Source organism: Vibrio hepatarius (genome assembly GCF_018860525.1).
GTDB classification, from domain to species: Bacteria; Pseudomonadota; Gammaproteobacteria; order Enterobacterales; family Vibrionaceae; genus Vibrio; species Vibrio hepatarius_B.
Map to the genome: position 1 here is coordinate 68088 of NZ_JAHKPM010000065.1, position 20730 is coordinate 88817.

13 protein-coding genes are annotated in these 20730 nt (G+C 39.4%); 12 read left to right on the forward strand and 1 reads right to left on the reverse strand.

The features are described 5' to 3' along the window. Positions 1-17: 17 nt before the first annotated feature. Complete coding sequence (locus KO511_RS19475) at positions 18-1814, reverse strand: ABC transporter ATP-binding protein (protein WP_215989053.1); 1797 nt, start codon at positions 1812-1814, stop codon at positions 18-20. An 85-nt stretch (positions 1815-1899) separates the two neighbouring features. Between KO511_RS19475 and KO511_RS19480 the strand changes: the two genes are divergently transcribed. From KO511_RS19480 to KO511_RS19535, 12 genes are all read left to right on the forward strand, one after another. Continuing rightward, positions 1900-2373 (forward strand): GAF domain-containing protein, encoded by a 474-nt coding sequence (locus KO511_RS19480; protein ID WP_215989054.1) that lies wholly within the window; start codon positions 1900-1902, stop codon positions 2371-2373. 100 nt (positions 2374-2473) lie between these two features. Next, complete coding sequence (proQ, locus tag KO511_RS19485; RefSeq protein WP_215989055.1) at positions 2474-3103, forward strand: RNA chaperone ProQ; 630 nt, start codon at positions 2474-2476, stop codon at positions 3101-3103. A gap of 17 nt (positions 3104-3120) precedes the next feature. Then, the gene (prc, locus tag KO511_RS19490; protein WP_215989056.1) at positions 3121-5136 is read left to right on the forward strand and encodes a carboxy terminal-processing peptidase; all 2016 of its coding nucleotides are present in this window, start codon (positions 3121-3123) and stop codon (positions 5134-5136) included. 130 nt (positions 5137-5266) lie between these two features. After that, positions 5267-5929, forward strand: a complete 663-nt coding sequence (locus KO511_RS19495; RefSeq protein ID WP_215989057.1) for a hypothetical protein — start codon at positions 5267-5269, stop codon at positions 5927-5929. A 287-nt stretch (positions 5930-6216) separates the two neighbouring features. Beyond that, on the forward strand, positions 6217-8823 hold the full coding sequence (gene pepN, locus KO511_RS19500; RefSeq protein WP_215989058.1) for an aminopeptidase N: 2607 nt from the start codon (positions 6217-6219) through the stop codon (positions 8821-8823). 91 nt (positions 8824-8914) lie between these two features. Then, the gene (locus tag KO511_RS19505; protein WP_215989059.1) at positions 8915-9133 is read left to right on the forward strand and encodes a DUF2835 domain-containing protein; all 219 of its coding nucleotides are present in this window, start codon (positions 8915-8917) and stop codon (positions 9131-9133) included. Between the two features lie 188 nt (positions 9134-9321). Further along, positions 9322-14163: an NAD-glutamate dehydrogenase gene (locus KO511_RS19510; RefSeq protein WP_215989060.1), complete on the forward strand. Its 4842-nt coding sequence runs from the start codon at positions 9322-9324 to the stop codon at positions 14161-14163. Positions 14164-14246: 83 nt separating this feature from the next. After that, positions 14247-15257 carry a quinone-dependent dihydroorotate dehydrogenase gene (pyrD, locus tag KO511_RS19515; RefSeq protein ID WP_215989061.1) on the forward strand — a complete coding sequence of 337 codons (1011 nt, stop codon included), beginning with the start codon at positions 14247-14249 and terminating at the stop codon, positions 15255-15257. Between the two features lie 175 nt (positions 15258-15432). Beyond that, positions 15433-15984: a cell division protein ZapC gene (locus KO511_RS19520; RefSeq protein ID WP_215989178.1), complete on the forward strand. Its 552-nt coding sequence runs from the start codon at positions 15433-15435 to the stop codon at positions 15982-15984. 469 nt (positions 15985-16453) lie between these two features. Beyond that, entirely contained in the window at positions 16454-18577 is a 2124-nt protein-coding gene (gene rlmKL, locus KO511_RS19525) for a bifunctional 23S rRNA (guanine(2069)-N(7))-methyltransferase RlmK/23S rRNA (guanine(2445)-N(2))-methyltransferase RlmL (RefSeq protein ID WP_215989062.1), read from the forward strand. Positions 18578-18588: 11 nt separating this feature from the next. Further along, a complete protein-coding gene (locus KO511_RS19530) occupies positions 18589-18831 on the forward strand; it encodes a glutaredoxin family protein (protein WP_215989063.1) in 243 nt (80 codons plus the stop codon). Next, positions 18809-20725, forward strand: coding sequence for an ABC transporter ATP-binding protein (locus KO511_RS19535; protein WP_215989064.1), 1917 nt, complete (start codon positions 18809-18811; stop codon positions 20723-20725). The genes KO511_RS19530 and KO511_RS19535 overlap by 23 nt, the downstream gene beginning before the upstream one ends. Positions 20726-20730: the final 5 nt, after the last annotated feature.

A 20730-nucleotide genomic window follows, 5' to 3' on the forward strand; every position in this document is an offset into this window, starting at 1 on the left:
TCATGAATGGACTATATCTAAGCGTGAGATTGAGAGTTCCCATATAAGGTTTGATATAACCCTTCTTGTTTAACCAACTCAACATGTGTTCCTGCCTGTGTTACTTGGCCATCTTCTAAAACATAGATCAAATCAGCCTGCTTTACTGCAGACAAACGATGAGCAACGATCATAGTAGTGCGGCCATCCAAAAACTCATTCAAGGCTTTATGAAGGGCAGATTCTGTAGATGTATCTAGGGCTGATGTTGCTTCATCTAAAATAACAAATTTGGGGTTGGTCAAAACCATACGTGCAATTGCTAATCTTTGCCTTTGGCCTCCAGATAACCGAATCCCATTTCGTCCAATTGGTGTATCAAGCCCATCTTTCAGTTGGCAAGCAACATCAGCCAATTGTGCCACTTCCAGAGCATGCCAAAGTTTAGCATCCTCACATTCAGAACCAAGCGTGAGATTATGCCTTAAACTGTCATTAAATAATATAGGTTGCTGTAATACAACAGCTATATGCTGCCTAATTAAGTCAAAACCTATAGAATCGGTTGGCTCACCATTAAACCTAATAACCCCAGAATCTTGGCGATATACTCCAATAAGCAATTGAATTAGAGTTGATTTTCCACCACCACTAGCCCCCACTAAGGCAACTTTCTTGCCTGCAGGAATGTGAAGATTAAGGCGATTAAATACCGTGACTTCATCATTATAAGAGAAGTCGACATTTTCAATAGTAATGTCTACTTGCTTGTTGATAATAAAAGGATTGACAGTACTTAGAGGTCGCTGTTCTTCTTCTAAAGTGAGCAAGGTATTTATTCTTTGTAATGCAGCTTTCGCACTGTACCATGAAAACTGAATACCTAGTAACTCTTGAACTGGACCTAACATAAACCAAAGATAACCGAAAACAGCGAAAATTTGTCCAATAGTCAAATCGCTAAACAGGACCATCAGCATTGCAACTGCTCGAAACAACTCAAACCCTAACAGAAATAGTAGAAAAGAAAGGCGTCCTGCTGCTTCTGATTGCCACGTATATTTGTCAGCATCTAGACGAATTTGGTTTGCATGCTGTTTTAGTTCTGTCAGAAATTCCCGTTCTCTGTTGGCTGCGCGTAGTTGGTAGATTCCATCTAAGGTCTCAACTAATCGGTTTTGAAATCGTTCGAAAGATTGATTCTCTTTCTTTTTAAGATGTTTAACTTTGTTACCAAGCTTGCGTGAGAAATATATGACAATAGGATTAACTAAAAGTATAAAGAGTCCAAGGTGCCATTCAAGCCATAGGAGTACGCCTGCCGTACCGAGCACAGTCAACAAACCGATGAGAAACTTACTCAATGTAGCGCCAATAAATTTATCTATGGTTTCTACATCGGTAACTAAGTGTGCATTAATACCACCACTTCCTCTGGTTTCATATTGTTTCATGCTTATACGGCCAAGTTTATCAAGCATTTTACTGCGCATCTGATAAGTAATACTTTTCGAAACAAGAGTAAACTGTCGTCCTTGAAGGATGTTGAGTGCCTGGCTCATGGTTCGCATAAGGATGACCAGTCCTAAGGTCAGAAAAATATAGCCTGTAGGGGTTTGTAGATAACTGGGTAATACAGAATTCATTACCTCGATACCTTTGGCAGGTTGATTGAGTAATACTTCATCGACCATTAGCGGCATTAATAAGGGAATAGGCACGCTCAACAACGTAGCTAAAATCGCTATAACATTCGCCAAAACAAGCCGAGGCTTGTGTTTTTTTACTTGAGTTATCAGCCAAGAACGGCTAATTATATTTTCTCTTTCAGACATTATAGTGAGATTGCTTTTAATTTTATGATGTTTGATTAATTGTACGTTGATTCATCAATCAAGTCTTATTAAATCGGAATTTAGTATGAAAATGGAACAGTATGAAAGATTAACTAAACAAGCCCTATTGCTTATCGAATCAGAAAGAGATCTCATAGCTAACCTATCCAACTTAAGCGCTCTTCTGAATATGGAACTTGATGAAGTAAACTGGGTCGGTTTTTACTTGATAAAAGGTCAAGAACTAGTTCTAGGCCCATTTCAGGGTTTACCCGCATGTGTGAGAATTCCGATAGGACATGGTGTGTGCGGAACGGCGGTAGAGAAAAAACAAATCCAGAGAGTGAATGATGTGCATCAATTTAATGGTCATATCGCCTGTGACGTGACAAGCAACTCAGAGATTGTTATTCCGTTTAAACTAGGTGAATGTATAGCTGGGGTGCTGGATATTGATAGTCCTGTATTAGGGCGTTTTGGTGAAAATGATGAACACGGATTAACATTTTTGATGAGTAAAGTAGAAAAGATGCTTAATTCACACGCTATCAGTGCATAAATTCAATATTGAGTGTGGTTTTTCGTTTTCAGGTCACTATAATACCTGAAATATTTATCTGAATGCTCGCGGACGATACCGCATTTAACCAGGACCCCTCATGGAAAACACTGAAAAGTTAAAAAATAGCAAAGAAGTGATTGCGTATATTGCTGAATGTTTCCCTAAGTGCTTTACTTTAGAAGGTGAAGCAAAGCCGCTCAAAATTGGTATTTTTCAAGATCTTGCGGAACGTCTTACTGATGACCAAAAAGTGAGTAAAACTCAGATTCGTGCAGCATTGAGACAGTATACTTCTTCATGGCGTTATCTACATGGTGTTAAAGCTGGTGCTATTCGTGTTGATCTAGATGGAAATCCAGCTGGTGAGTTAGAGGAAGAGCATGTTGAGCATGCAAAAACAGCATTAGCTGAAAGTAAAGCTAAAGTGCAGGCTCGTCGCAAAGAGCAAGCTCAGAAAGTAAGAGAAGAAGGTAAGGCGAAAGCGAAACCGGCAAATAAAAAGCCACAAAATCGTCCACAACAAAATAAAATGAACAACAAGGTTAATAGTCCCAAGGATACACGTGCTCTGACTGTAGAAGAAATTACCATTGGTAATCAAGTCAATGTCAATATGGGCAAAGGGAATATGGCTGCAACCATTGTTGAAGTTAATAAGGAAGATGTGCGTGTTCAACTGCCTAATGGCCTACAAATGGTTGTAAAAGCGGAGCACCTACGCGCATAAAGGAGATACTCCTACGCATGAAATGCCGTTCAAAAATGTCGCTGATTGCTGCTAGCTTATGGCTGGCAGCATCTTCAGCCTATGCGCTTAAAGCCAATGTTGCTTTAGACGATCTACCAGTGTTAGCCCCTGAAGCTCAACACTCTACAGCAAGTAAACGAGTTACATCTCGCTTTACTCGTTCCCATTATAAGCACTTTACCTTAAATGATGAATTTTCTGAGGCTATATTTCAGAGATATATTGAATCTCTGGATTTTAACCGCAACATATTCACTCAAGCAGATGTTAAATCATTTAAGAAGTGGGGTGGTAATATAGATGATCAATTGAAATCTGGGGACAATCAGATAGCTTTTGATGTCTATAATATGTCTCTTAAGCGCCGTTATCAACGTTTCGTCTACGCCTTATCCCTGCTAGATAAAGAGATGAAGTTTGATATCGATGAAACTATAGAGCTAGATCGGAGTAAATCAGCTTGGCCCAAAGATACTAAAGAGCTCGATGATCTTTGGAGAAAACGAGTTAAGTATGATGCTTTAAATTTGAAACTGGCCGGTAAAGATTGGAAAGAGATTAAAGATGTTCTAAGCAAGCGCTACAATAATGCACTGAAACGTCTTAGTCAGACTCATAATGAAGATGCATTTCAGTTGTATATGAATGCATTTGCCAGAGAAGTTGACCCGCATACAAGTTACCTTTCACCGCGAAATGCAGAACAATTTCAAACCGAAATGAACTTATCATTGGAAGGCATTGGTGCCGTATTACAAATGACCGATGACTATACTGTCATTCGTTCGTTGGTTGCTGGCGGACCTGCATCTAAAAGTAAACAGCTCGATGAAGGCGATCGCATTATCGGGGTCGGTCAAGACGGAGAAGATATTGTTGATGTCATCGGTTGGCGTTTGGATGATGTTGTGCAGCTTATCAAAGGTCCAAAAGGCACTAAGGTTAACTTACAAGTTTTGCCAGAAGGGAAAGATGCAAAAACTAAAACTGTCATTATAGTAAGAGATAAAATTCGGCTAGAAGATCGAGCCGTTAAATCGGATATAGTAGAAAAAAACGGTAAAAAAATTGGTATTTTGGAAGTACCAAGCTTTTACGTCGGCCTTGCTAAAGATACAGATAAGCTCATTATCGAGATGAAAGAGAAAGGCATAGATGGTCTTATTGTCGATTTGCGTAACAATGGAGGTGGGGCACTAACTGAAGCAACGTCATTATCTGGTCTTTTTATTAGCAGCGGTCCTGTTGTCCAGGTTCGAGATAGCTATGGAAGAGTCAATGTAAATAGCGATACAGATGGTAAAATTAGCTACGATGGCCCAATGACTGTTCTGATTAATCGCTACAGCGCATCAGCTTCAGAAATTTTTGCGGCGGCAATGCAAGACTATGGACGAGCTATTATTCTGGGTGAAAACTCTTTTGGTAAAGGGACTGTACAGCAGCACCGCTCCCTCAACCATATCTACGATTTGTTTGATAAAGAGTTAGGCTATGTCCAATACACGATTCAAAAGTTCTACCGTATAGATGGTGGAAGTACTCAGAATAAAGGTGTCGTACCTGACATAGCATATCCAACGCCTATCATTCATAGTGAAACAGGTGAAAGTGTTGAAGATAATGCTTTGCCTTGGGATAGTATTGACAAAGCAAATTACAAAGTGTTACAGCGTAACGATAAGTTAATTAAAAAGCTTAATTCCAATCATCAATCGCGAGTTTCAACTGAGCCTGAATTCAAATTCATCTCAGAAGATATTGCAAAGTATAAAGCTGAAAAGGATGACAATACTTTATCACTTAGTGAAAAAGCACGTAAACAGGAGAGTGATAAAGCTGATAACGCACGTCTAACGCGAATAAATCAGAGGCAAAGTTCTCATGGCGAAAAGTCATTCGAGTCTCTAGAGGATATTCCGAAAGATTATGAGGCACCAGATGTTTATCTCGATGAGTCAGTTGCGATAATGGTTGATTTACTAAAGCTTTCACCAAAAAAAGTGATTTAATTAATTACAAAAATAAGCATAAGCGAGCCGATAATAGGCTCGTTTTTTTTTCATTTAGCGTGACCTAGGTCGTAATTTTCGCATAATTGGTCTTCAGTGCCTAAGCTTAAAGAAAAGAGCGAGGTGCAATATGAGATGGATTGGTGTTTTGCTTATATGTTTTAGTCTGCCTTGCCTTGCTAATGAAGTCCACGACAACAGTGATTTAACTCAGTTTGACCAACCATTTTTACTCGGTGACTGGTACCTTGTAAATCCTAACCCAGAACAATCAGAAGAAAACTTTTTAGCTATTAAGCTGAGTTTAGATTCTAACTACAGCTTCAAAATTGATATTCAAAAGCGAGATTATTCCGTTGATCATTGGGAAGGTCTATACACGGCGAATGAAGATACTCTTATTCTCGGGCTCAATACCGAAGAACCTCAGATATATGATTACTCGAGCAACCATAACATGCTAAATTTGAATGGTGTTGTTTTCACTAAAGCACTATCAAATTCGCTAGCAGGAATGTGGTCAAGCGCTAAGCTGAGTGGGCATGAATTTGTGGCTAGTGAAGTCGAACAAATGGATTTGATTTTACAACCTGATTTTGTATTCATGTTTAGGGTCAGTAATGAAGAGGGCGCCGAAGCGATCCACAAAGGTGTTTATTATACTGAAGGTGAACATCTTGTTCTGCTTTACGAAAACGGTGAACACGAAACTAGATATAGTCTAAATAGCGATATACTGACTTTGGAAATGGAAGAAGGAGCACTTTATGCGGTACTTAATCGTATAAGGTAATCGATTAGTAGACTCAATTTGTATGAGTTATGAACGAGGTATTGACATATAATGCCTCGTTTTTTTTTTATTCTCAGGTTAAGCTAGATCTCATTGAAAGAACCAAACTCTAGCGCTCAATATAAAATCTTTTATACTAAGATACCGTCCTAGACTCTCTTTCTCCCAATTAGCTAGGTAGCAGAAATATTGTTTCAAAGAACACATGTTCAGCGGAAGAGCATGCAGTCTGCACATTTTGTTAAAAGACCTGGTATTACTTGCAAATTAGTCAGAAGGACTTAGATATGTCTCAAACACCTCAAGCCAAATACCGTAAAGATTACTCATCCCCATCTCATACCGTTACCGAACTCGATCTTATTTTTGACCTTTATGATAATAACACGCTTGTTACGGCAACCTCTAAGATAAAGCAGCTCAAAGAAAATAATACCCTCCATCTTGATGGTGAACACCTCAAGTTAGTAAGCATTGATATAAATGGAGAAATGTGGACTAGGTATGAGGAAGTAGAAGGTGGCCTCCTTATCTCATCGCTTCCGCAAGAGTTTGAGCTAAAAATTGTTACAGAGTTAGATCCTGAGGCTAACACGGCTTTGGAAGGTTTGTATAAATCAGGCGGTGCATTTTGCACTCAGTGCGAAGCAGAAGGTTTTCGAAGAATTACCTATTATTTAGATCGTCCAGATATCCTAGCAAAGTACACAACTAAAGTTATTGCTGAAGAAGAACAGTATCCATTTTTACTAAGCAATGGAAACCGTATAGCAAAGGGATCACTCGATAACGGTCGGCACTGGGTACAGTGGCAAGACCCTCATCCAAAGCCTGCTTACTTATTTGCTTTAGTAGCAGGCAACTTTGATGTTCTTCGAGATAATTATGTGACTAAATCAGGACATAATGTCGAACTCGAAATTTTCGTGGATGAAGGTAACCTTAATAGGGCATCTCATGCGATGACATGCTTGATTAACTCTATGAAATGGGATGAAGAAAGATTCGATTTTGAATATGACTTGGACATCTACATGATTGTTGCGGTTGATTTTTTCAATATGGGTGCAATGGAGAATAAAGGCCTAAATGTTTTTAATTCAAAGTTTGTTCTAGCCAATGAGCAGACTGCTACTGATAATGATTATCTAGGTATAGAAGCCGTCATAGGTCATGAATATTTTCACAACTGGACGGGGAATCGTGTTACCTGCCGAGATTGGTTCCAACTGAGCCTGAAAGAAGGACTAACTGTATTTAGAGATCAGGAATTTTCCTCAGATTTGGGCTCTCGAGCTGTAAATAGAATAAACAATGTTCGTATTATCCGTGGCCCACAGTTTGCCGAGGATGGCAGTCCAATGTCGCACCCAATCCGCCCTGAAAAAGTTATTGAAATGAATAACTTTTACACTCTAACCGTCTATGAGAAAGGCAGTGAAGTTATACGAATGATACATACTTTACTTGGTGAAGACCGTTTTCAGCAAGGTATGAAATTGTACTTTAACCGTCATGATGGTACCGCAGCAACATGTGAAGATTTTGTTTCTGCAATGGAAGATGCATCTGGTGTTAACTTACAGCAATTTAGATTGTGGTATAGCCAATCAGGAACTCCAAGAGTATCGATAGAAACTGAATATGATGCGACTAAAAAGACATATGCTTTAACTGTGTCTCAAAACACTAAAGCAACATTTGATCAGCAAGATAAACAGCCATTGCATATTCCACTAAATATAGAGCTATATAATGGAAATGGAGAAGCCATTGAGTTACGTTGTAATGGAAATTTAATCGATAACGTTTTAAATATTACTGAAGCAAAACAAACCTTTGTTTTTGAAAAAGTAACAGAAAAACCAATACCTTCTTTACTACGCGATTTTTCTGCTCCAATTATTTTGGAATATGATTACAGCGATGAAGAACTCGCTTTCTTAATGGTACACGCTAATAACGAGTTTTCGCGTTGGGATGCCGGGCAAATGTTATTGGCTAAGTATATTCGTCATAATGTGAATGAGGTTCAAGCGGGTAAAAATACTGAATTACCTCCTTCTTTAATAGATGCATTTCGTGGGGTATTACTTTCAGATACTTTAGAGCCGGCACTCATTGCTGAAATTATGGCACTTCCAAGTCATAACGAAGTTTCTGGCTGGTACAATCAAGTAGATGTAGACGCCATCGCACAGGTTCTGAAAGAAATCAAAATTACACTTGCAAAAGCTCTTGAAGATGAATTTAGCGCGCTTTATTACAGTTTAAAAGAAAAGCGATATACAATCTCCCATAAATCAATAGGTAAACGCTCCTTGAGTAATACAGCTCTATCGTATCTAGCTTACACACAGCAAGGAAATACTTTAATTGAGAAGCAATATTTTTCAGCAAACAACATGACAGATACAATTGCAGCTATGAGTTCCGCAAATAGTGCTCAACTTGAATGTCGAGAAAAGCTGATTGCAGACTACAGTGAAAAATGGAAGCATGATGGCCTTGTCATGGACAAATGGTTTGCACTGCAAGGAAGTAACCCTGAAAAGAATGCGTTAGAAGTGATTAAAGCAACCATGCATCATGAGACATTTAGTATTAAAAACCCAAACAGAGTAAGGAGCCTTATAGGATCGTTTCTCAATATGAACCCTGTTCGTTTCCACTCAAAATCAGGTGAAGGATACCAGTTTGCTGGTGAGGTCCTTAGAGAGTTGAACAATAGCAACCCTCAAGTTGCTTCTCGCCTAATTGATCCATTACTTAAGTACCGCAAATATGATGAGGTTCGTCAAAACCTTATTAAAACAGAACTAGAAAAGCTTAAATCGATGGATAATTTAGCCAATGATCTTTATGAAAAGGTAAATAATGCATTAGATTCTTAGGTTTGTCACAAAGCAGTGGCATCGTTTGCTGCTGCTTTGTATCCATAGAAAGAGGCGTATCCAAAAAACACTTTGTAACGTATAAATTAGAATGTATCAGTACTATTTTTCACTCAACATCTCATATCAATCCTTCCTAGCACACTATAATGGGGCTGCAAGTAATGTTCTGGTTGTTACAGATCAAGGCTTGCGTTTGCAATTACCTGCTACTAGGTTCAGACCTTTCCTTAGCCAAATAGGTCTCAATGGGCGTTTTCGTCTGACAACTGACCAAAACAATAAGTTTATAAAGTTGGAAATGCTGTGAGCACTTGATTCTATGTGACTTTAAATAGAACCTTAGTCACATTATTAAACATTTCACCTCTTACTACTCCTAAAAGAATTAACTATTTGTCAATAAAGCTTTTACAATAAAGCGGCATTACCCGTGTTAAGCACTATGCTTACAACAGCCCTCAAAAATACATAAAATTCGAATTGTGGAGTGTGATTATGACCGCGCGTGAAACTCTGATGCCGGTTCTGCTTGAAAAGGTCTACAAACTGATTCAAGACAAACTCGAGCTTGCTCATCAACCCCTTGTCACTCAACTTGCTCAGCATTTATTTAGCAATATCTCTCATGACGACCTTGTCGAAAGGAATGAATCTGATCTTTATGGTGCGATAATTAGCCTTTGGCACCATATAAATGAAAAGAAAGCTGACGAAGTTTCAGTGAGAGTGTTTAACCCAACTGTTAGTCGTCAAGGATGGCAATCCACCCACACCATTGTAGAAATTGTTGTTCCGGACAGCCCTTTCTTAGTTGATTCTGTGAAAATGGCCTTGAGTCGATTGGATTTAGCATCCCACTTGATGCTTCATGGTCCAACACAGATCGAACGTAATAAAGTAGGTGATATAACTGGCATTAATAAGGGCAAAGGTACGCTTCAATCCCTTTTCCATATGGAAGTTGACCGACTTAGTGCAAAAGAAACCATGACTTCCTTACGTGAAGAACTTGAGAAAATCATATCAGATACAGCTCTAGTGGTTCATGATTGGCTACTCATGGTAGAAAAAGTTGAAGAAGTTACAAACCAAGTTGAAGCTCAGAAAGACCATATAAAAACCGATCGCAACCGTTATGAAGAGACCGTTAAATTTCTACGATGGTTAGGCGATCATAACTTTACATTTATGGGGTATAAAGAGTATGACCTTGTACATGTTGACGGTGATACAGAGCTAAGGCCGACTGCTGATAAAGGTTTAGGCTTATTTGCTAACCGTCACCGTGTGCGCAGCGTTAAGTTGTCTGAATTCCCAGATTCGGCACGCCTTGAGGCAAAAAAACCCTTCCTGCTAATCATGACTAAAGGTAACACGCCTTCACGTATTCACAGACCAGCCTATACCGATTATATTGGTATCAAGAAGATTGACAAAGACGGTAAGGTTGTTGGTGAGCACAGATTCACAGGCCTTTACACATCAGCTGTCTATAACCAAAGTGTGGAAAGCATTCCTCTCATACGCGAGAAAGTTGAACGTATATTGGTATCAAGCCGATACCGTGAAGGTTCATACGCATTTAAAGCTTTACATAATATCCTCGAAAATTATCCTCGTGATGAGCTACTTCAGGCAAATGAGGATGAGCTGTTGGAAGTGGGGATGGGCGTAGTTCAGATGCAAGATCGTGACATGCTACGTTTGTTTATTCGTAAAGACCCATTTGGTCGTTTCTTTAGTTGTATGGTTTACGTAATAAAAGACAGATACAACACTGAGCTAAGACGTAAAACTCAACAAATACTCAAGCAATATTTTGGTTGTGATAACGAAGTAGAGTTTACCACCTACTTCTCTGAGAGTCCGCTTGCTAGGACACATTACATTGTTCGTGTTGATAACAACAACATGGATGTAGACGTGAAAATGATCGAGCAAAATTTAATGGAAGCATCTTCAACTTGGGACGATCGTCTTTCTGATTCGATTGTAGCGAATTTTGGTGAAAGTAAAGGACTTCCTTTAGCAAAAGAATACTTACATGCTTTTCCCCGTTCGTACAAAGAAGACGTTTTACCTGGTTCGGCGTTAGCAGACATTGAACGTATAGAATCACTCAGTGATGATAATCGGCTAGGTATGCTGTTTTATCGGCCTCAAGAACTAGCCTCAGACTCAAAATCCGTACGATTCAAACTTTATCACCGTGATGAACCTATTCACCTATCCGATGTTATGCCAATGCTTGAAAACTTAGGACTACGTGTGATTGGTGAATCACCATATGAAGTCCGCAAAGCAGACGGTCATATATATTGGATCCTAGATTTCTCAATGCTACACAAAAGCGAAAAAACCGTTGATCTTCGTGAAGCTCGAGATCGCTTTCAGCAAGCATTTGCCGCAATTTGGGCTGGAAATCTAGAAAGTGATGGATTCAACAGACTTGTTTTAGGAGCATCACTTACTGGTCGTGAAATTTCTATCCTTCGCGCTTATGCGCGATATATGCGCCAAGTTGGTTTCCCATTTAGTCAACAGTATATAGAGGAAACCCTCAGCCATTACCCTGAATTAGCAAGATGTTTAGTAGCTTTATTTGTGAAGCGTTTTGACCCTAAATATAAAGGCAGTCAAAAAGGTCAGACTGAATTGATTAAGTCCATGACAGAGCAACTCGATCATGTTGAAAGCCTTGATGATGATCGTATCATTCGTCGTTATATGGAAATGATCACTGCGACCTTGAGAACAAACTATTATCAATTAGATGCGAACAAACAACCCAAACCTTGGCTTTCCTTAAAGATGAAACCAAGCGAAATACCTGAGATCCCACAGCCAGTTCCTGCGTTTGAGATCTTTGTTTATGCACCTGATATTGAGGGTGTGCACTTGCGAGGCGGTAAAGTTGCACGTGGTGGGTTGAGATGGTCAGATCGCCAAGAAGATTTTCGTACCGAGATTCTTGGCTTAGTTAAAGCTCAGCAAGTTAAAAACACCGTTATTGTACCTGTGGGAGCAAAAGGTGGCTTTGTCTGTAAACGCCAGCACACTTTGAGTGGTAGAGATGAAATCTTTGCCGAAGGTCAACGATGCTATAAACGCTTTATTCGCGCATTACTTGATGTTTCGGACAACATTGTTGAAGGTGAGGTTAGTCCACCTAAAAATGTTGTCCGGCATGATGAAGATGACCCATATTTGGTTGTTGCTGCTGATAAAGGTACTGCAACCTTCTCAGATTTAGCGAACTCAGTCTCTGATGAATATAATTTCTGGCTCGGTGATGCCTTTGCGTCCGGTGGTTCTAATGGTTATGACCATAAAGCTATGGGTATTACAGCTAAAGGTGGATGGGAATCTGTAAAACGCCACTTTAGAGAAATGGGGATCGATTGTCAGACAACTGATTTCACAGTAATCGGCGTAGGTGATATGGCGGGTGATGTATTTGGTAATGGGATGCTACTTTCAAAGCATATCCGTCTCCAAGTCGCATTTAACCATCTGCACATTTTTATTGATCCAAATCCGGACTCTGCGAAAACTTGGAAAGAGCGTGATCGCTTATTCAAACTCCCTCGCTCAAGCTGGGAAGACTACAATACCAAATTGATTTCAAAAGGTGGCGGTATATTCCCACGGCGCGCTAAATCGATTTCGCTAACTCCTGAAATCCAAAAGATGATAGGTACTAAAAAAACGTCTTTAGCGCCGAATGAACTGATTAAAATGCTTCTTAAAATGGAAGTAGATCTTTTGTGGAACGGTGGGATCGGGACTTATGTGAAGTCTGCAACCGAGACTCATACTGACGTAGGAGATCGTGCAAACGACGTATTACGCATAGATGGTCGAGACTTACGAGCTAAAGTTGTGGGTGAAGGCGGCAATCTTGGTATGACTCAATTAGGTAGAGTTGAGTATGCACTAACAGGTGGCCGGGTAAACACCGACTTTGTCGATAATGTTGGTGGGGTAGACTGTTCGGATAATGAGGTTAACATCAAAATCTTCCTCAATGGACTTGTTGCAAATGGTGATTTAACCGTTAAACAACGCAATAAAATCCTAGAGTCAATGGAGGATGAAGTTGGCGAAATTGTATTAGATGACGCGTATTGCCAATCTGAATCTATTTCAGTAACTGAACAACGTGGCACGGGGTTAGTTAAAGAGCAAATTCGTTTCATTCATGATATGGAAAAAGCAGGCCATCTTGATCGCGCTTTAGAGCATATCCCAGACGACGAGACCTTATTAGAACGAGAGAAACTTGGCCAAGCCCTTACCAGACCTGAATTAGCTGTCCTCGTTGCCTATGGCAAGATGGTTTTGAAAGAGGATCTAGTTCATGATGATATTTCCAATGATGACTACCATGCTCAACAATTAGTTAACTATTTCCCAACTAAATTACGATGTGACTATGTCCAGCAAATGGATAGTCACCCATTGCGTGCAGAAATTATAGCGACTGCATTAGCAAATCAAATGGTTAATGAAATGGGCTGTAACTATGTAACTCGTATGCAAGAGGAAACTGGCGCACACATAGTCGATATTGCTAATGCTTACGCAGCTTGTCGCGAGATTTTTGGTTTAGACAAAGTTCTAACATCACTACGTGCTCTTGATAATAAGGCTTCTACGGATGCTCAGTATGACATGATGTTTTATGTACGCAGAACAATGCGACGTTTGTCTCGTTGGGTGTTGCGTAATAGAACAGGTCGGCAGTGTGTGAAAGCTCTTGTTGAACTTTATCAAGGTGATGTAGAGAATATCAACGCTAAGCTGAATAGTATACTTGTACCTGCTGAAGTTGAAGAACATAAGCAGATGGCGCAGTCTTGGATTGATCAAGGAGTCACTCCAGAAACAGCCATTTACGTGTCACGTCTATCCAGCCTTTATTCAGTATTGGATATCTCAACAGTATCTCGTGAGAAAGGCATTTCAGTTGAACAAGTAGCCAAACTTTACTTTAACTTGGGTGATAGATTGTCATTACATTGGTTCCTAAACCAAATCAATGCTCAAGCGGTAGATAACAATTGGCAAGCACTAGCTCGTGCGGCATTTCGAGAAGATCTGGATTGGCAGCAACGTCAGCTTACTGGCCAAGTACTAAGTTGTAACTGCGTTCCTGAGGATTTGAATGTGATGAAAGCACTTGATGAATGGATCTCTAGTAACGAAGTATCATTACACAGATGGGAAAACATTCTTAACGAATTCAAAGTTGGATCAGTACATGAATTTGCTAAGTTCTCAGTTGCATTACGTGAGTTAATGTTACTCAACTTAAATTGTGCAGCTAACGAGTAGTATTTATCTTTCATTGAATTATGCGGTAAAACAGTAAATAATATAGCCCCGTTCGTACGGGGCTTTTTTCTATCGGAGGCACAATGCTTTACCGTCTAGCCAGAACTGGCTTTTTTCAACTTGATGCCGAAAAGGCACATGATCTTGCAATTGAAAACTTTAAACGTTTTACAGGTACACCTCTTGATCTTATGTACCGCCAACAACTTCCTAACCGCCCAGTAGAATGTATGGGAATCACTTTCCGCAACCCTGTCGGACTTGCTGCCGGTTTAGATAAAAATGGCGAGTGTATAGAAGCTTTTGATGCTATGGGTTTTGGTTTTGTTGAAGTTGGAACAGTGACACCTAAACCTCAACCAGGGAATGAAAAGCCGCGGCTATTTCGACTAATAGAAGCAGAAGGGATCATTAATCGAATGGGTTTTAACAACCAGGGTGTAGATAACTTGGTTGAAAATGTAAAGAAGGCAAGCTTTAACTGTATTCTTGGGATTAATATAGGTAAGAATAAAGATACTCCGATTGAAAAGGGGGCAGAAGACTACCTAATTTGCATGGATAAGGTCTATCAGCATGCTGGATATATTGCTGTCAATATATCTTCTCCTAATACTCCAGGATTACGATCGCTCCAATACGGTAATGCATTAGACGAGCTTCTATCAGATTTAAAACAAAAACAAACAGAACTAACCGATAAACACCAAAAATATGTCCCACTCGCATTAAAAATTGCTCCTGATTTGAGCGATGATGAAATAAACCAAGTTTGTGATTCATTAATAAAAAATAAAATGGATGGAGTCATTGCAACCAATACCACACTTGATCGTAGTATTGTTGAAGGAATGAAATATGCGGATGAGGCAGGGGGCTTAAGTGGGCGACCCGTTCAGTCTAGAAGTACAGAGGTTGTTCGCCTTTTACACCACAAACTAAAAGATAAAATTCCAGTCATCGGAGTAGGTGGCATTGACTCTTTTGTCGCTGCTAAAGAGAAAATGATGGCAGGAGCTCAGCTGATCCAGGTATATTCTGGATTTATATATCATGGCCCTACACTTGTTCGAGATATCGTCAAAAATCTTTAGTTGAAATATGTGACAATGTCACTATGAAATAAACGTATTTACTTGGATTTTTTAAGAGGAAATGATTACTCATTTCCTCTTTTTTTTCATTACATAGTACATAAAATTTGACTAGCAGTATTTTTGGGTAAGAGTTTTGTTTACCTTAAATTGAATTTTATACGAGATTGAAATGATGCTTAAACCGAGCGATAAGTGGACTTGGTATTACGATGACACACAACAGCACTTGATGCTGGATCTTGGTGACGACATCATTTTCAGGACAAACATGTCAAAAAAATTGGTTGTAGATTGCGCAATTGGTATAAATGAATTTTCAGTCGATGATGCTTCTGCTTTCCAAACATATAAAGAACAGATCTCACATCTTAATCTTTCAGAACCCAGACAAGCAGAGCTAGCACTATACTGCGTATCGGCTAAACGCTTTCACAAGCCTGTTCAGCCCAAAAGTTGGTTTTTTAACCCTGTAGCCTGCGGTGAACAATCGCCTGAAGAAGGCGACTTTATAAAGCTTTTAAACAACCATAGTGAAGGCTATTTTATCGTGCTGGAAGTAGGGGATAATGCCAGCTTGTGTGCATTGGTGGATATAGCCCCTTTTGTTCTAGACGGCAAAAAGTCTCTTCAATTCGGTCAAGCAATTAAAGTTATGCATGACCGAATGTCTATAGTAAACCAAACTTTAACCCAACCATCACACTCAATAGCATTGGTGAGTTAACTCTTTTCATTTTTTTGGTTTCACTTCTGCATCGGCTTAAGCGCCGATTTTCTTTAATTTAAGATCCCTTACTTAACAAATCAGTAAAAAATAATCACTATTTTTATCAATAAATAAGGTAAAAATAGCTTGCCGTATCGCCCAAAAACCTCAAGTATTCCTCTATTAGCTCATTTTTGTAACTAAATAACCAGAATAAAGCCATCTGGTATATACCAAAATGGTAGTGAATAAGTATTTACTACCACGACACTTCAGGTTTTGGTTGACTATTTGATAAAAAATCAATATTTTTTGAAATAAAACAGCACCAGACTATCTGATATTGTCATAGGGGTTGCCTAAGCAAAATTATGGTTGTTTTTTGCCCACTCAGGGGCTTTCATTAGAAGAATAGCAAGGAATAGGCTAACCAAATGTGGATGATGCAGGTATAATCATCCGTCTTTACCATTTATTTAAGAACACTATGCATCAATATCTTGCGGTTACATCCAACGGACTAGAAAACCTGTTAGTTGAAGAATTAAGTAAACTAGGGATAGAAAACGCCAAGCCTGTTCAAGCTGGAGTAAAATTTAGTGCTTCTAATGAACAAGTCTATCGCTGCTGCTTATGGAGCCGCTTAGCATCTCGATTTGTTAGAATTCTGTCGGAGTTTACTTGTAATAATGATATGGACTTATATCTTGCGAGTTCGGCAGTAAATTGGGTTAAACAATTTCATAGTTCAAACAAGTTTATTGTTGACTTTAAGGGAACTAACCGAGAAATTCGCAATAGCCAATATGGCGCGATGAAGGTAAAAGATGCAATAGTGGATTGCTTTAATAAAACAGGTTTACCAAGGCCATCGATCAGCAAAGATCAGCCAGATCTTCGAGTTCACTTAAGACTCCATAAAGATAAAGCATTACTGGGTATAGATATGGTAGGTGGCGGTCTTCACCAGCGAGGTTATCGACTCGAATCAGGAAAAGCCCCATTGAGAGAAACTCTTGCAGCAGCGCTAGTTCTTCGTTCTGGTTGGGATATGCAGGAGCCTCTCTTAGATCCTATGTGTGGCTCAGGAACACTTCTTATTGAAGCTGCAATGCTCGCTTCGAATATCGCGCCAGGAATCAAGCGTGAGAAATTTAGCTTTGAAGTTTTAGAAGACTTTGAAGCACAGACTTGGACAGAAATTAAAACAGAGGCATCAGTTCAAGGTAGAAAAGGTGTCAAAAAAAATGACACTAAGTTTTATGGTTTCGATAATGATGCGGGCATGGTTCAAACAGCAAAAGACAATGCACGTAGAGCTGGAGTCGATTCATTAATTACTTTTGAGCTCAAAGATGCCAGTGAATTAAAACGTCCATCCGATTTCAATTTAGGTATTATTGTATCAAACCCTCCTTATGGTGAAAGACTCGGCACACACCCTGGCTTGATCGCACTTTATACGGCATTCGGAGCTCAATTAAAGTCAGAGTTTAGAGGCTGTAAGGCTTCAATTTTTTCAAGCTCCGAAGAGTTACTGAGTTGCTTACGTATGAGGGCAGACAAACAATACAAACTCGATAATGGCTCATTACCCTGTCACCAAAAAAATTATGCTATTTCCAGTAAGGTTAACTCATCCACCAGTGACAGTGTCACACAACCTGCAATAGCCCCTGATTTCTCAAATCGCCTTAAAAAAAATATTGCCAAGATTGCAAAATGGGCAAAGAAAGAGCAATTAGATTGTTACCGAGTCTATGACGCGGATCTTCCAGAATATAACGTAGCCATTGATGTTTACTTAGACCATCTAGTTATACAGGAATACGCTGCACCAAAAAACATTCCTGAGGAAAAAGCAAAACTTCGTCTTACCGATATTATCCGTGCATCAATTCAAGTTACTGGAACTGATGCAAATAAAGTTGTCTTAAAAGTGCGTGAGAAGCAAAAAGGGCGCTCACAGTATCAAAAATTATCGCAACAATCACAAATTATGACTGTGTCTGAGTATGGAGTTGATCTTATTGTTAACTTGCATGACTACTTAGATACTGGCTTATTTCTCGACCACAAGCTGACACGTCAAAAAATTGGACAATGGGCTCAAGGTAAAGATTTTTTGAACCTATTTGCTTACACTGGTTCTGCAACAGTTCACGCCGCTTGTGGGGGAGCGAAGTCAACAACGACAATCGATATGTCGAACACTTATCTAGAATGGGCTCAAGAGAATATGAAACTCAACGGCCAGATAGGGCGTCAACATAGATTTGAGCAAGCTGACTGTTTACAATGGTTGGAAACAACAAATTCCCAATTTGATTTGATATTTATTGATCCACCCACATTTTCCAATTCAAAAAGAATGCAACAAACTTTTGATGTTCAGCGAGACCACATCCATTTGATGAAAAATCTCAAAAGACTTATTCGTCCTGAAGGAAAAATCGTTTTTTCAAATAATAAGCGACAATTTAAAATGGACATGGATTCAATGAAAGAGCTAAATCTAGACGTACAAAATATCTCTGCACTAACACTGCCGCTCGATTTTTCTCGCAACAAGCATATCCACAATTGCTGGATTGTTTCTCATAGCAATTAATGGAATTAAAGATGGTCACACTATACAGCACTGAAGGATGTCACCTTTGTGAATTGGCTAATAGTCTTTGTCAACAGCTCAATATCGACCATATGGTGGATACTGTAGACATTGCACTCGATGATGATTTATTTAGTCGTTACGGCGTCACAATCCCGGTATTGAGCATCAATAATAGTGAACTTAAGTGGCCTTTCGATTTACAACAATTACAAACGTGGTTAGAGAATAATGGCATTACTTACCATAAATAATGGTCTGCTAGCTTATGGCGATCATCCTTTGCTTGATCATGCGGACTTTAACCTTCAAGAAAACGAACGTGTTTGCTTGGTAGGTAGAAATGGTGCTGGAAAGTCAACATTAATGAAGATTTTAGCCAGTGAAGTTATTCTTGATGATGGCAGACTTAACGTTACACAAGACGTGGTCATTTCACGCCTTGAACAAGATCCACCTCGAAATCAGGATGGTACTGTATTTGATTATGTCGCAGGTGGCCTTGCTGAAGCTGGTGAACAATTAAAGATCTATCAAGATTTGTTGGATTTGATCGCTGTCGAACCAACAGATAAAAATATTAATAAACTAACACAGATACAAGAACAACTTGAACATTCAGGTGGTTGGCGTTTTGAGGAGCGAATCAAAAATGTGCTAGCAGCACTCAAACTTGATGGCAATACAAAGCTTACCGAATTATCTGGAGGATGGCAGCGCAAGGCTGCATTAGCGAGAGCATTAGTTCGAGAGCCTGATGTCTTACTACTCGATGAGCCTACAAACCATCTTGATGTAACAACGATTGAGTGGTTAGAGAATTTTTTAAAAGATTTTCGAGGGTCGATAATTTTCATCTCCCATGATCGAGCATTTATTAAGTCAATGGCGACTCGTATTGTTGATCTAGATCGCGGTAAGCTAGTTTCATTCCCAGGGGATTACGAAAATTACCTTGTTGAGAAAGACGAAATGCTGCGTGTTGAAGAAATGCAGAACACTGAGTTTGATAAAAAACTAGCTCAAGAAGAAGTATGGATACGACAAGGTATCAAAGCACGACGAACACGTAACGAAGGCCGGGTCCGAGCGCTCAAAAAATTGCGCGAAGAACGTAAAGATCGCCGTGAAGTTCTAGGAAAAGCTCAAATTCAAATAGATGATGGGTCTCGTTCAGGTAAAATCGTATTTGAGGCTGAAAACATTTCCTTTAGCATCGATGGGAAACAAATCGTTAACAATTTTTCATTCAATATAATGCGTGGTGACCGTATTGCTCTTATCGGTCCAAACGGCTGCGGTAAAAGCACTTTACTTAAGTTATTATTAGGCGATCTCCAAGTTGACTCTGGTAGGCTACATTGTGGAACCAAGTTAGAAGTTGCCTACTTTGATCAGTATAGAGAGCTATTAGATCCAGAAAAGTCTGTGATTGATAACTTGGCTGATGGTAAACAAGAAGTCATGGTTGGTGGTCGTCAGCGGCATGCTTTGAGTTATCTTCAAGATTTTTTATTTGCTCCCCAAAGAGCAAGGACACCTGTCAAAGCATTGTCCGGTGGAGAAAAAAATCGACTATTACTTGCTCGTATCTTATTAAAACCCAATAACTTACTAGTATTAGATGAACCGACTAACGATCTCGATATTGAAACATTGGAACTTTTGGAAGATTTACTTGCCAATTATCAGGGCACCTTGCTTTTAGTTAGCCACGATCGCCAGTTTGTTGATAACACAGTAATGACAAGTTGGATTTTTGAAGGTGAAGGTGAGGTTGAAGAGTTTGTCGGTGGTTACCATGATGCGCAGCAACAACGTGATCAAAGCCGAAAAGCTCGCAACTCTAAAGGGCAAATTCAATCTGAAAAGTGCATTGAACAACCTCTTAAAACTAAACCAATATCAAGCAAAACGAAGAAGTTATCTTATAAACTTCAACGCGAACTTGAAGAGTTACCAGCAAAATTGGAACAGCTAGAGGTTGATATAGAGTTAACTCAAGAGAAGGTGAATTCTCCAGATTTCTTCTCTAAGCCTATAGAAGAAACACAACCAATTTTAGATACGCTTGCTGCTTTAGAGCAGGAGCTTGAGATTGCTTTTGAGCGTTGGGAGACGCTCGAAGCAATGCAACAGGAAAGTTAATTCAC

Bases quoted from the DNA above. Each gene is read 5' to 3' on its own strand.
- KO511_RS19475 (WP_215989053.1), bottom strand. From the start codon at position 1,814: ATGTCTGAAAGAGAAAATATAATTAGCCGTTCTTGGCTGATAACTCAA.
- KO511_RS19480 (WP_215989054.1), top strand. From the start codon at position 1,900: ATGAAAATGGAACAGTATGAAAGATTAACTAAACAAGCCCTATTGCTT.
- proQ (WP_215989055.1), top strand. From the start codon at position 2,474: ATGGAAAACACTGAAAAGTTAAAAAATAGCAAAGAAGTGATTGCGTAT.
- prc (WP_215989056.1), top strand. From the start codon at position 3,121: ATGAAATGCCGTTCAAAAATGTCGCTGATTGCTGCTAGCTTATGGCTG.
- KO511_RS19495 (WP_215989057.1), top strand. From the start codon at position 5,267: ATGAGATGGATTGGTGTTTTGCTTATATGTTTTAGTCTGCCTTGCCTT.
- pepN (WP_215989058.1), top strand. From the start codon at position 6,217: ATGTCTCAAACACCTCAAGCCAAATACCGTAAAGATTACTCATCCCCA.
- KO511_RS19505 (WP_215989059.1), top strand. From the start codon at position 8,915: ATGTATCAGTACTATTTTTCACTCAACATCTCATATCAATCCTTCCTA.
- KO511_RS19510 (WP_215989060.1), top strand. From the start codon at position 9,322: ATGACCGCGCGTGAAACTCTGATGCCGGTTCTGCTTGAAAAGGTCTAC.
- pyrD (WP_215989061.1), top strand. From the start codon at position 14,247: ATGCTTTACCGTCTAGCCAGAACTGGCTTTTTTCAACTTGATGCCGAA.
- KO511_RS19520 (WP_215989178.1), top strand. From the start codon at position 15,433: ATGCTTAAACCGAGCGATAAGTGGACTTGGTATTACGATGACACACAA.
- rlmKL (WP_215989062.1), top strand. From the start codon at position 16,454: ATGCATCAATATCTTGCGGTTACATCCAACGGACTAGAAAACCTGTTA.
- KO511_RS19530 (WP_215989063.1), top strand. From the start codon at position 18,589: ATGGTCACACTATACAGCACTGAAGGATGTCACCTTTGTGAATTGGCT.
- KO511_RS19535 (WP_215989064.1), top strand. From the start codon at position 18,809: ATGGCATTACTTACCATAAATAATGGTCTGCTAGCTTATGGCGATCAT.